General features: G+C 70.5%; 8 protein-coding genes and 1 tRNA gene. 1 reads left to right on the top strand and 8 read right to left on the bottom strand.

Features of this window, described 5'->3' with window-relative positions; all coding sequences use genetic code 11:
• Together H5J26_RS07080 and H5J26_RS30985 are read right to left on the bottom strand one after the other, a co-directional pair.
• The coding region (locus tag H5J26_RS07080) for an FAD-dependent oxidoreductase (protein WP_181764848.1) at positions 1-327 on the bottom strand (327 nt) is incomplete at its 3' end.
• Positions 324-749, bottom strand: a complete 426-nt coding sequence (locus tag H5J26_RS30985; RefSeq protein ID WP_210771088.1) for a hypothetical protein — start codon at positions 747-749, stop codon at positions 324-326. The genes H5J26_RS30985 and H5J26_RS07080, both read right to left, overlap by 4 nt.
• 313 nt (positions 750-1,062) lie before the next feature.
• On the opposite strand from H5J26_RS30985, the gene H5J26_RS07070 reads away from it, so the two are divergent.
• A complete protein-coding gene (locus H5J26_RS07070; protein WP_181764847.1) occupies positions 1,063-2,001 on the top strand; it encodes an aldo/keto reductase in 939 nt (312 codons plus the stop codon).
• A gap of 265 nt (positions 2,002-2,266) precedes the next feature.
• On the opposite strand, the gene H5J26_RS07065 is transcribed toward H5J26_RS07070, so the two are convergent.
• From H5J26_RS07065 to topA, 6 genes are all read right to left on the bottom strand, one after another.
• Positions 2,267-3,079, bottom strand: a complete 813-nt coding sequence (locus H5J26_RS07065) for a GNAT family N-acetyltransferase (protein ID WP_181764846.1) — start codon at positions 3,077-3,079, stop codon at positions 2,267-2,269.
• A gap of 450 nt (positions 3,080-3,529) precedes the next feature.
• Positions 3,530-3,603, bottom strand: a tRNA-Thr gene (locus H5J26_RS07060).
• Between the two features lie 131 nt (positions 3,604-3,734).
• Positions 3,735-5,336 (bottom strand): alpha/beta hydrolase, encoded by a 1,602-nt coding sequence (locus H5J26_RS07055; RefSeq protein WP_181764845.1) that lies wholly within the window; start codon positions 5,334-5,336, stop codon positions 3,735-3,737.
• 190 nt (positions 5,337-5,526) lie between these two features.
• Positions 5,527-6,744 (bottom strand): DNA polymerase III subunit delta', encoded by a 1,218-nt coding sequence (locus H5J26_RS07050; RefSeq protein WP_181764844.1) that lies wholly within the window; start codon positions 6,742-6,744, stop codon positions 5,527-5,529.
• A 181-nt stretch (positions 6,745-6,925) separates the two neighbouring features.
• Positions 6,926-9,934 carry a dTMP kinase gene (gene tmk / locus H5J26_RS07045; protein ID WP_181764843.1) on the bottom strand — a complete coding sequence of 1,003 codons (3,009 nt, stop codon included), beginning with the start codon at positions 9,932-9,934 and terminating at the stop codon, positions 6,926-6,928.
• A 69-nt stretch (positions 9,935-10,003) separates the two neighbouring features.
• On the bottom strand, positions 10,004-12,835 hold the full coding sequence (topA, locus tag H5J26_RS07040) for a type I DNA topoisomerase (RefSeq protein WP_181764842.1): 2,832 nt from the start codon (positions 12,833-12,835) through the stop codon (positions 10,004-10,006).
• Positions 12,836-12,863: the final 28 nt, after the last annotated feature.

Below are 12,863 nucleotides of genomic sequence, written 5' to 3'. Positions count from 1 at the left end.
GGTGGCCGCGTCCACGATCTCCTGCCCGGGCCCCGCCTCCGGCGCGTTGGCCGCCGTGCCCCAGGACAGAGAGCCGGACCATGTGACCGGGAGTCCCGGCAGCTCCGCCTCCAGTCGGTGGTACTCCTCCGTCGCGGTCGCCCGCAGGGCGGCGGCCGGACCGGTGCGTACGCCGGACGCTCCGATCCAGGCGAAGGAGCCCGCCGTCACACCGGCGCCCGGTCGCCCCGCGTCGACGAGGGTCACGACGGCACCGGCCCGGGCGGCGTGATAGGCAACCGAGGCGCCGACGATGCCGGCACCGACGACCACCAGGTCGCTGCTCACGGCAGGCCCCCCACGTTGACGACGTTCCCGTCCCGGTCGCGGCCGAAGAGGAAGCAGGGCACGTGAGCGTCCACGTCGTCGACCTCGACGGACGCGGCCGACAGCAAGGAGGCGGACTCGTCGTGGCTCTTCAGGCTGAACTCGACCCCGGGCAATGCGGGGTCGGCCGAGATCACGATCCAGCCGAGGTCGATCACGGGCTCCCAACCGAGCCGGTGGAACTCCTGGCTCTCCGCCGGCGCCCGGCCGTCCAGGTCCACCATGTGCGTCGCACGCTCACCCGCGACACGGTATCGCAGGGCCGCCACCCCCAACTGCCCGTCCTGGCCCGCGACAAGACCCGTGCGCTGATCCCTGCTCGGTTCACAGAGCACTACGAGCGCGGCTGCCCTGCGCCCTGCCCGAAGGGTTGTGCTCGGCACGCGAGTGCCTGCCCTGAGCGAAGCCCGCAAGTGAGACCAGAACTGAGACCAGGGAGAGCCGCGCAGGACGGGCCCGGCGGCGCCGACGCATCCGCTGACACCCTGAACCCCCGACCTCCGCGTTACGAGCGAGGTGGCTGAACTCGCCTGCGTCGCTGACCTCGTGGTTCTCGCCGGAACGGACCGCAGGCGCTCGATCTGTCAGCCGCCGCAGCAATCCCATCGCCAGAGGCTCCCAGATCGCCTGCGGTCGCTGCGGAACCCCCAACTCGCGGCTTGACCTGGAGCGCGCTCCAGCAACGAGAGTGGTGTCATGAACACACCCGCGATGGCCCTGGGGGCGATGTACTTCGGCACCAGGGTGGACGAACGGTCCGCCTTCTCGATCCTCGACCGGTACGCCGAACTGGGCGGAGCCTTCATCGACACCTCCGACAACTACAGCTTCTGGACCTCCGAGACCGGCTTCGGCGGCCAGAGCGAGGCGCTGCTGGGCCGCTGGCTGGCGTCCAACCCCGGGGTCCGCGTCCGCCTCAGTACCAAGGTCGGCGCCCAGCCCACGCGGGTCGGCGGGTTTCCCGACCACCTCGAAGGGTTACGCGAGGACGTCGTTCGCGGAGCCATGGCAAAGAGCCTGGAGCGGCTGGGCGTGGACGGTGTGGACCTGTACTGGGCGCACGTCGAAGACCCGACCGTTCCGGTGGAGAACCTGGTCGAGACCTTCGGCGGCCTGGTCCGTGACGGCCTGACCGCTCGCTGGGGCCTGTCAAACCACCCGTCCTGGCTGCTCGAGCGGATCCGGGCCACCGCCGAACACGCCGGGCACCCGCAACCAAGCGCGTACCAGCAGCGCTACTCCTACCTCCAGCCCGCCGGCGGCATGGCCGTGGAGGGCCAGCCGATCCCGCTGGGAATGCTGTCACCGGACGGCCTCGACTTCCTGCGACGCAACCCGTCGTTCGACGGCTGGGTCTACACCGCCACCCTCCAGGGCCGATACGACCGAAACGACCGCCCGCTGGAGGGCGAGTACCGCCACCCCGGCACCGAACGCCGGCTGGCGGCGCTGACCCGCGTCGCCACTGCGCGCGGACTCCGACCGGGCCAGGTGGCGCTCGCGTGGCTGGCCTCCGGGAGCCCGGCGCTGACCCCGATCGTCGGAGCCAGCAGCGTCAAACAGGTCGAGCAGGCCGTGGTGGGCGCATCCACCATCCTCACCGAGGATGAACTGGCTGCGCTGGACGGCGCATAGGCGACGACGCGAGGCCGAACGCCAGCTGCACGCTGACCTGGCGACCACGATGGCCGAGCTCGTCGCCGACCTGCGGCCTGAGCGGGCCGAGCGTCAGGCAGCGGGGCAAGGGACGGCCGCGATGGAACAGTTCCTGCACGGCTCCGGGTCGAGGAGTACCTGCGGTCATGGAAACGGCCCCTCATTCGAGGGGCCGTTCACTCTGCGACGCGAACTCGCCTCCCCCGCAGGCCGGTTGAGGCCGAGGGCGGCAAGTCGGGCGAGCTCAGTCCCTGCTGTCTCCGGACTGGGGTGCGCGGTGCAGTTGGACTTGCCGCTCGGCGTCGGCGAAGCCGAGCGCACGGTAGATGCGGATGGCGTGGTAGTCGGGTTCAGCGACGATGACAAGGGTCCGGGCGCCCATCTTGTGCAGCCCCCAGGACCCGATGTGATGGACGAGGGACGAAGCGAGCCCTCGCCGTCGGTAGCCGGGATGAGTCTCGACAGTCTGGAAACGCGCTATCCCACTGCCATCGTGGAACAGACCGCCGGCGGAGCGCATCCCGCCGTCGATGAACGCGCCGAACCAGGTGCCATGGCCTGCATCGCAGAGCTTGCGGTCTTCGGCCAGTTTTCTCTCGACGAACTGCCGGTAGCCAGCGGATCCTGTCCCGTCATCATGGCAAGCGAAGCGTAGGTCCATTGCTTGTGCCCAGTCGCCGTCGCTGGTCAGCGGACGGACGGTGATCTTCGCGCCTTGCCGGGTGGGAGGCACCAACCGTGTCGCGGTCAGTACGGAGTTCACCTCGGTGGTCACGCCGAGCTCGGCGAGTACGGAGGCGTCTCCGGCGTCGCCGTCAATGCCGTCGACTCCCAAGGCAAGGTGGGGAGCCTCGGGAAACTCGTCGCTGAACAGCGCTTGCCACCGTGCCGCGTCGCCCTGCTGTGCTGGGGCGTTGAACAGCAGGAAGTTCCCCCACCAGAAACCTGGGTTGGCCGGTGTCCGCACGACCACATGGGCTGCAGAGTCGGTGATGAGTGAGCCGGCCATCTTCCGCAGCATCAGATCGGTTCGAAACCCCACAGAGATCACCTTCACAGGGCCGATCATACGGTCGTAGACCGTGACTGGAGGGGCCGTCCCTTTGAGCCGATTTGCCAACGAGGCAATCGATGCCCTCCAGCGACGCCCGATGCGAGAGCGGATAGCCAAGGGCGCACCGCACCTCAACTGCTCGAACTGGCCTCTGGCACTCCTGAGGAGATGCAGACTCGCGTCAGGGGAGCCGACCGGCCCCGGCCTTTGCGGGAGGGACGACGGGGTCGCGCCTCGCAGTAGAAGCGCGTCGACCATGCCGATTACGGATGCAGGACGGGCACCTGCCAATTCCGACCACTCTGCGTAGCCGCTTCCCTTGATCGAGCAGGCCATCGGGAAGGCCCGCGAGGCCTACGGCGAGCCGTGTCTGGGCCCTCGAAGCAGCAGCCAAATCAGCAACCAAGATCCAAAGAGGCCCCTACCGTCGCCGGAAGGGGCCTCTCATCTGTGAGCCGCCTGGGGGAGTCGAACCCCCGACCTACGCATTACGAGTGCGTCGCTCTGGCCAACTGAGCTAAGGCGGCAAGCTGTCCACGCGGTGTGCGGGCGCAGCGCGGACAAGTTTACACAGTTTCCGGGTGTGCTCCGTACGGGGTACGGGCCCGGGGCCCGGCGCCCCGGACCCTCCGGTTCCGTACCCCGCGAGGCCGCGGCGTCACGAGCACTTCTTGCCGTCCTTCGGCGCCTTCCCCTTGAGCAGGTACGTGTCGACCGTGTCGTTGATGCACGCGCCGCCGCGCAGGTAGGCGGTGTGGCCGTCGCCCTCGTACGTCAGCAGACGGGCGGAGTCGAGCTGGCCGGCCAGGCCCTGGGCCCAGGCGTAGGGGGTCGCCGGGTCGCGGGTCGTACCGACGACGAGGATCGGCTCGGCGCCCTTGGCCGCGATGCGGCGGGGCTCCCCGGTGGACTTCTCCGGCCAGTAGCCGCAGTTGAGGGCCGCCCAGGCGAAGCCGCGGCCGAAGACGGGTGAGGTCTTCTCGAATGAGGACAGCTGCTTCTTCACCGCATCCGGGGACGAGAACGCCGCGGGCAGATCGAGACAGTTGACGGCCGGGTTGGCGTACATGATGTTGCCGTAGTGGCCGTCGGGGTCGCGCTCGAAGTACTCGTCGGCCATGGCGAGGAGTTGGGCGCCGTCCCCCTTGTTGGCGGCGCTCAGCGCTGCACGCAGCTGAGGCCAGGAGCTCTCGTCGTACATCGCGCGGATCACGCCGGTGGTGGCGAGGGACTCCGTCAGCTTCCGCGACTCACCGGTCGGCAGGGGCTTGCGGTCCACCTTCTTGAAGAAGGCGCTGAGCCTGCGGCTCGCGTCCTTGGCGCTCTTCGTGCCGAGCGGGCAGTCCGGCTTGCCGACGCAGTCCTGGGCGAACGCCTTGAAGGCGGTCTCGAACCCGCCGGTCTGGTCGCGGTTGAGCTGAAGCATCGACAGCGACGGGTCCATGGCACCGTCGAGTACGAGCCTGCCGGAGCGCTGCGGGAACAGCCCCGCGTAGAAGGCGCCCAGGTAGGTGCCGTACGAGGCGCCCACGTAGTTCAGCTTCTTGTCACCGAGGAGCGCGCGCAGCACGTCCATGTCGCGGGCGGCGTCGACGGTGGAGATGTGGCCGAGCAGTTCCCCGGAGCGCTTCTCGCAGCCGGCCGCGAACTTCTTGTAGGCGCTGACGAGCCGGCCGGTCTCCTGCTGGTCGTCCGGCGTCTGGTCGGTCTGGGTGAAGGAGTCCATCTGCTTGTCGGTCAGGCACCTGACGGGTTCGCTGCTCGCGACTCCGCGCGGGTCCATGCCGACGATGTCGTACTTGGCCCGTACCGGGGCGGGATACCCCACGCCGGCGGCCTGCTGCACGTATTCGATCGCGGAGCCGCCGGGCCCGCCCGGGTTGACCTGCAACGAGCCGATGGCCTTGCCGTTGCCTCCGGCCTTCTTACGGGCGACGGCGAGGTCGAGGTCCTCGTCGGCGTCGGGGTGGGCGTAGTCGAGCGGCGCCTTCATCTTGGCGCACTGGAAACCGCCCTCCCCGCAGTCGCGCCAGGACAGCTTCTGCTCGTAGTACCGCTTCAGGTCGGCCGGCACGGCAGCGGGCAGCGGCTCGAGGGGCTTGGCGCTGTCGAGGCCGTTCGCGCGGTCGCTGCTGGCGGAGGACGGGGCGCCTTCCGGTTCTCCCGAGCCCGTCGAGTCGGACGAGCAGCCGGACATCGTCAGCAGTACGGCCGTCGCGAGTACGGCGGAAGTGGTGCTCAGCAGGCGCCTGGTGTCCATGAACCATCCCTTGTTTCGCGTCGGTCACGGCGGCCGGATGCAGCAGACCCGGGCATGAGGGGGAGCGTATCCGTGTGCCCGGACCGCGCGAGTTCCCGCACAGGTTGCTCCTCCTCGTACGGGTGACCGGGCAGGGCAGTCAGCCCACGGGCACGCCCATCGGCGGCGTGAGACGGAGCTCAGGACGGCTTCAGCCCGCTCGCAACGTCATGGCCATCGCCTCGACCGCCAGCAGCGGCGCGACGTTGCGGTCGAGCGCGCCTCGGCACTCCAGCACCGCCTCGATCCGGCGCAGCGTCTGCTCGGGCCTGGAGACGGAGGCGAGTTGGGTGACGGCTTCCCCGACCTCCTCGTTCGCCAGGGCCACTGATGAGCCCAACTGCCGTGCCAGCACGTCCCGGTAGAAACCGGTGAGGTCGCTCAGCGCCAGGTCGAGCGAGTCGCGCTGGGTACGGGTGGCGCGCCGCTTCTGCTTGTCCTGCAGGTCCTTCATCACTCCGGCCGTGCCGCGCGGCAGCCGTCCGCCCTTGCCTTCGGAGGCCCCGAGAGCGGTCCGCAGCTCCTCGGTCTCCCGCTCGTCGAGCTCCTCCGCGACCTCCTTTGCGTCCTCGGTCGCCGCGTCGATCAGCTCCTGGGCCGCCTGCAGCGCACCGCCCACGTCGGCCACGCGCTGAGGCAGTCTCAAGACCGTGGCCCTGCGCCTGCGTGCGCGCTCGTCAGTGGCGAGCCGCCTGGCGCGCCCGATGTGGCCCTGGGTCGCCCGTGCCGCGTACGCCGCCATCTCCGGTTCGATGCCGTCCCGCCGCATCAGCAGATCGGCGACGGCGTCCACCGGGGGTGTGCGCAGCGTGAGATGACGGCAGCGCGATCGGATCGTGGGCAGCACGTCCTCCGTCGAGGGCGCACACAGAAGCCAGACCGTGCGGGGGGCGGGCTCCTCGACCGCCTTGAGCAGCACGTTGCCCGCGCCCTCGGTCAGGCGGTCGGCGTCCTCCAGGACGATCACCTGCCAGCGTCCGCCCGCCGGCGACATCTGAGCTCTGCGCACCTGCTCTCGCGTGTCCTTGACGCCGATGCTGAGCAGGTCGGTGCGGATGACCTCGACGTCGGCGTGGGTGCCGACCAATGCCGTGTGGCAGCCGTCGCAGAAGCCGCAGCCGGGCGCACCGCCGAGCGCACGGTCGGGGCTGACGCACTGCAGCGCGGCCGCGAAGGCTCGCGCCGCGGTGGAACGGCCGGAACCGGGCGGGCCGGTGAAGAGCCAGGCGTGCGTCATGGACGAACCCGAAAGCTCCGCCGAGCCCTTGTCGGCCGCCTCGGCGGTGACGAAGGCGTCGGCGTCACGAGCCGCGGCGCTCAGCTGCGCCGTCACCCGTTCCTGCCCGACCACGTCGTCCCAGACCGCCATCGCTGCCGCCCTTCCCTGTGCCTGCGGCGCTGCGCGGCTCTTGTGCCGCCCGCCTCAACGCCGTCGGTCCATTGTGGTGCACGGCACCGACAGCCTGTTCACGGAGCGAGGTGAACGAGGACGTGCCCCGGGCCGTCTGCACGCCCGGGGCACGTCCTCGTCGACTCGCTTGCGCGGCCCGTCACTTGCCGCGGCGCCGCTTCCTGCCGCTGTCCTCGTCGTCGTCCTCACCGGTGCCCAGCAGTTCGTCGGCGAGAGAAGGGACGTCGTCGAGCGGCGTCTCCTCGGCCCAGTCGGGACGCGGGCGTGCGGGCCGTCCTGACTCCGATTCGGGATACGGGATCTCGCGGGTGCGGCCCTCCCCCTCGGGGGAGACGCGGGGCAGCATCGTCGTCTCCTCGTCCTGCTGAGGCTGACGGTCCGCCTTCTTCTGCCGGGCCTGCGGCAGTACGTGCGTGCGCTCGGCCTCCGACTCCGCGGTGTCCGTCTCCCCGTCCGGCTGCGGAAGCTTGGCGGTGTTCCCGTCGGAGCCGTCCGGGTCCGAACCGGGCCGCCGGGACCGGGCCTGCTCGGCGCGCTGCAGCGCTTCCTCCGCCTTGCGCTGCTTCTCCAGGCGGCGCTCCTCGGCCTGAGCCCGCAGCCGGGCCTCCTCCTCGGCGAGCCTTCGCTGACGCGCGATCTCCTCTGCCCGGGTACGCTCCTCGGCCTCGCGCCGCTGACGCTCCTCCTGGGCGATCCTGCGCGCCTCCTCGGCACGCTTCCTGGCTTCCTCCGCGCGACGGGCCTCGGCGCGCTGACGTTCCAGCTCCGCCTCGGTCTTCTTGCGCTCCTCTTCCTCCGCGCGCAACCGGTCCATCTGCTCTTGCCGTTCGCGCTCTCGGCGTTCTTCCTCGGCCTTCCGCGCGGCCTCAGCCTCGGCCTTGCGGCGGGCTTCCTCCTCGGCGGCCTGACGGGCCTCCGCTCCGGCCTTCACCTCGGCCTCGGAGAGGGGCAGCACCTGGTCGAGGCGGTGGCGTACGACCGTCGTGATCGCGTCCGGCGTCTGCGCCGCGTCGACGACGAGGTAGCGCGCGGGGTCGGCCGCGGCCAGGGTGAGGAAACCGCCGCGGACCTTGTCGTGGAACTCGACGGGCTCAGACTCCAACCGGTCGGGCGCCTCGGTGAACCGCTCACGCGCGGTCTCCGGGGAGACGTCGAGCAGCACGGTCAGATGCGGGACGAGGCCGCCCGTCGCCCAGCGCGAGATACGGGCGATCTCGGTCGGCGAGAGGTCACGCCCGGCGCCCTGGTAGGCGACGGACGAGTCGATGTAGCGGTCGGAGATGACGATGGCGCCGCGCTCCAGCGCGGGCCGCACCACGGTGTCGACGTGCTCGGCCCGGTCGGCCGCGTACAGCAGTGCCTCCGAACGGTGCGACAGACCAGCCGCCGAGACGTCCAGCAGTATCGACCGGAGCCGCTTGCCCACGGGCGTCGATCCGGGCTCCTTCGTGACCACGACCTCGTGGCCCTTGGCCCGGATCCACTCGGCCAGGACCTCGACCTGTGTGGTCTTGCCGGCGCCGTCTCCGCCTTCGAGGGCGATGAAGAAGCCGTCGGCGGCAGGTCCCTCCTTCGGGTGACCGCCGCCGAGCGCCTCGATCAGGTCCCGGCGCAGCGTGATGCCCTGCCGGTCGTCCGTACGGCCGAGGACGAGAGCCGCGACGGGCAGCAGCAGCGCGCCGACGAGCATGAGCGTGAACGCAGCGCCGCCGTGGTCGAAGACGAAGTCACCGGTGCCGACGCGGTGCGGGCCGATGAACCCGGCGGCCACCGGCGCGACCAGTGCGCCCACTGCGACAGCGATGCGCACGATCGTCTGCAGGTGCTCGGTCATGCGTGCGCGATGGCTCAGCCCGGACATCGCCGCCGGACGGACGTCCTCCGTCTCCAGGTCCAGCAGCACGTGCGCGGACTGGGCGGCGACTCCCGCCGAGAGCCCCGTGATCGCCATGAGCACGAGCCCGGTCGTGGCGTCCGTCACCAGCCCGGCGACGAGCAGCGCGACGCCGGTGAGACCGATGGCGAGCGCCAGGAGCCGGCGGCGGGAGAAGCCGGGCAGCAGGCGAGGAGCGATGCGGATGCCCGCCGCCGTACCGCCGGCGAGCACGAAGACCTGGAGCCCGAAGCTGATGGGGCCGCCCCCGAGATCGGCGGCCTGGAGCGCGGCGAGCCCGACGGCGCAGGCGATGGCCCACGCGGTCGCCGAACCGGCCAGCACCAGCAGCGGGATCGCACCGGTACGGCCCTTGTCGGCGCCGCTCTTGTCCGAGCCGGAAGTGGAGGCGCTGCGCGGGCGGCGAAGCCCCTCGAGCGGAGAGCGCGGGCGCGGCGTCTCGTTGTCGGGCAGCTCCAGGAAGTACACGATCGAGACCGCGGCCGCGAACAGCCCGGCCGCGACGTAGGAGCCCAGGGCCGCCTGGTGCGAGTCGAACCAGGCGAACGCCGAGCTCAGCACGTTGCTGACGAGCGTGACCACGACCAGCGCCATGGCGGCGGCCGGGAGTGCCAGGAAAGTGCTGCGGAGCCAGAGCCTGCGCAGCGCGTCCTGGTGGTCGGGCAGGGGCCGCACCGCGGCACCTTCGGGCGGCGGGGCGGGCAGCAGAGCCGGGGCGGCGCTGTCCTTGGCGACCGTCCAGAACCGCTCGGCGACACCGAGCACGAAGACCGTGATCAGTACGAGCGCGAAGGCGTTGGCCGGCATCCAGTCGACCCACATCGGCGCGACGATGAGGGCCAGCGCACGCAGCACGTCCGCACCGAACATGGTCCAGCGCCGGTCGAGTACGCCCTTGCCGGGCGCGACCAGCGCCGAGAGCGGCCCGAGAAGCACCGCGCCGAACAGCAGCGTGGCCAGCAGCCGCGCACCGAAGACGGCCGTGATCACCAAGGCCATCCCGCGGTAGCCGCCGCCGAAGACTGCTTCGCCGCCCGCCGCCTGCACAGTCGCTGCCTGAAGTGCCAGCAGCAACAGCACCAGCAGGGCAAGCGCGTCACCGATCCCACCAGTCAGCTGCGCGCTCCACAGCCGCCGCAACGGACCGAATCGCAACAGCGCGCCCACGGCGCGCTCGCGAGACTCCGCGGCGAGCGCGTCGTCGGGGGCGTCAGAGGTGGGGTTCACGCCCGTTGGCTGATCTGCTCGCGTCATGGCGGTCAGGGTATAGGTCGCTGCCGACGCCGTGCGTCCCCACCCGAACAAACGCGCGGGACCAGGGCTTTACTGTTCGGCGGACGCCTTCTTGGTCGTCGACTTCTTCGCCGTGGCCTTCTTGGCCGCCGACTTCTTCGCCGGGGACTTCTTCGCCGTCGTCTTCTTGGCAGTGGCCTTCTTGGCAGCCGCCTTCTTGGTCGTCGACTTCTTCGCGGGGCCCTTCGCCCGCTTCTCCGCGAGCAGTTCGAACCCGCGCTCGGCGGTGATCGTCTCGACGTCGTCGTCCCGGCGCAGCGTGGCGTTCGTCTCGCCGTCGGTGACGTACGGGCCGAAGCGGCCGTCCTTGACCACCACAGGCCGCTCGGTCTGCGGGTCGGTACCCAGCTCCTTCAGCGGCGGCTTGGCCGCAGCGCGGCCCCGCTGCTTGGGCTGGGCGTAGATGACCAGGGCCTCGTCGAGGGTGATCGTGAAGATCTGCTCCTCGGTCTCCAGGGAGCGCGAGTCGGTGCCCCGCCTCATGTACGGCCCGTACCGGCCGTTCTGCGCGGTGATCTCCTCGCCCGTCCCCGGATCCGTGCCGACGACGCGGGGCAGAGCCAGCAGCTTCAGCGCCTGCTCCAGAGTCACCGTGTCCAGCGACATCGACTTCAGCAGCGAGGCTGTGCGCGGCTTGACGGCGTTCTTACCGGTCTTCGGGGTGCCCTCCGGGAGGACCTCCGTGACGTACGGACCGTAGCGCCCGTCCCTGGCGACGACCGGCCGGCCCGTCGCCGGGTCGATGCCCAGCTCGAAGTCCCCGCTCGGCTTGGCCAGAAGCTCCAGGGCCAGCTCGACGGTCAGCTCGTCCGGCGGCAGGTCGTCCGGCACGTCGGCGCGCTGGCCGGGCTCGTCGGGTGACGGGGGCGGGCCCTCGACGTACGGGCCGTACCGTCCGACGCGGAGCATGATGCCGTCCTCCCCCACCGGGAAGGACGAGACGCCCTTGGCGTCGATCGCGCCCAGGTCGGAGACGAGCTCCTTCAGACCGCCCAGGTGATCGCCGTCACCGTTGCCTGAGTCGGCGGCCGAGCCTGCCTCGCCGTCGCCCGCGCCGACCTCCTCGCCGAAGTAGAAGCGGCGCAGCCACGGGACGGACTCCGCCGTGCCCGCGGCGATCCGGTCGAGGTCGTCCTCCATCTTGGCGGTGAAGTCGTAGTCGACGAGACGTCCGAAGTGCTTCTCCAGCAGCCCCACCACGGCGAAGCTCAGGAAGGAGGGCACCAGGGCCGTCCCCTTCTTGAAGACGTATCGCCGGTCGAGGATGGTGCTGATGATCGAGGCGTACGTGGAGGGGCGGCCGATCTCCCGCTCCTCCAGCTCCTTCACGAGCGTCGCCTCGGTGTAGCGGGCGGGCGGCTTGGTGGCGTGCCCGTCGACCGACAGATCGTCCGCCGTCAGCTCGTCGCCCTCGGTGACCTGCGGCAGGCGCCGCTCACGGTCGTCCAGCTCCGCGTTCGGGTCGTCGGAACCCTCGACGTACGCCTTGAGGAAGCCGTGGAAGTTGATGATCTTTCCGGTCGCGCTGAACTCGGCGTCCCGGCCGTCACTCGCGCGGCCGCCGACCCGGACAGTCACCGACTGGCCCGTGGCGTCCTTCATCTGCGAGGCGACGGTGCGCTTCCAGATCAGCTCGTACAGCCGGAACTGGTCGCCGGTCAGACCCGTCTCGGCGGGGGTGCGGAAGCGGTCGCCCGAGGGACGGATCGCCTCGTGCGCCTCCTGCGCGTTCTTGACCTTGCCCGTGTAGACGCGCGGCTTGTCCGGCAGGTACTCCGAGCCGTAGAGCTGGGTCACCTGGGCGCGTGCGGCGTTGATCGCGGTGTCGGAGAGCGTCGTGGAGTCCGTACGCATGTAGGTGATGAAGCCGTTCTCGTACAGCTTCTGCGCCACCTGCATCGTCATCTTGGCACCGAAGCCGAGCTTGCGGCTCGCCTCCTGCTGCAGCGTGGTCGTACGGAACGGGGCGTACGGCGAGCGGCGGTACGGCTTGGACTCGACCGAGCGCACGGAGAACTGCGTGTCCTCCAGCGCCGTGGCGAGCGCACGGGCGTTCTCCTCGTCCAGGTGCAGCACCTGGTCGGGGTTCTTCAGCTGCCCGTCGGAGCCGAAGTCACGGCCCTGGGCGACGCGCCGCCCGTCGACGGCGTTGAGCCTGGCACCGAACGTGCCCGGTTCCGCGGCACCGTCACGTCTGCCCGTCGCGAAGGTGGCGGTCAGGTCCCAGTACTCGGCGGAGCGGAACGCCATGCGCTCGCGCTCCCGCTCGACCACGAGCCGCGTCGCCACCGACTGGACACGGCCGGCCGACAGCCGCGGCATGACCTTCTTCCACAGCACGGGCGAGACCTCGTAGCCGTAGAGCCGGTCGAGGATGCGGCGGGTCTCCTGGGCGTCGACCAGGCGCTGGTTGAGGTCGCGCGGGTTGCGCACGGCGTCCTGGATGGCGTCCTTGGTGATCTCGTGGAAGACCATCCGGCGGACCGGAACCTTGGGCTTGAGCACCTCCCGCAGGTGCCAGGCGATGGCCTCGCCCTCGCGGTCCTCATCGGTGGCGAGCAGGAGTTCGTCGGATTCGGCGAGAAGCTGCTTGAGCTTCTTGACCTGCTCCTTCTTGTCCGTGTTGACCACGTAGAGCGGCTCGAAGTCATGGTTGACGTTCACACCGAGCCGCGCCCAGGACTCGCCCTTGTACTTGGCGGGGACCTCGGCGGCCCCGTTGGGAAGGTCGCGTACGTGCCCCACGCTGGCCTCGACCACGTAGCCAGGGCCGAGGTAGCCCTTGATGGTTTTGGCCTTGGCTGGCGACTCGACGATCACGAGTCGCTGCCCGCCGTTTGCGGGCTCGCGGGTGGGGGACAACTCTCGCTCTTCTCTCCGGTCGGCGTAA

It is taken from the genome of Streptomyces albidus (ex Kaewkla and Franco 2022), from assembly GCF_013870515.1.
GTDB lineage: Bacteria > Actinomycetota > Actinomycetes > Streptomycetales > Streptomycetaceae > Streptomyces > Streptomyces albidus.
Note: the sequence above shows the minus strand (reverse complement) of the source record. Positions and strands in the feature narration are given on the sequence as shown.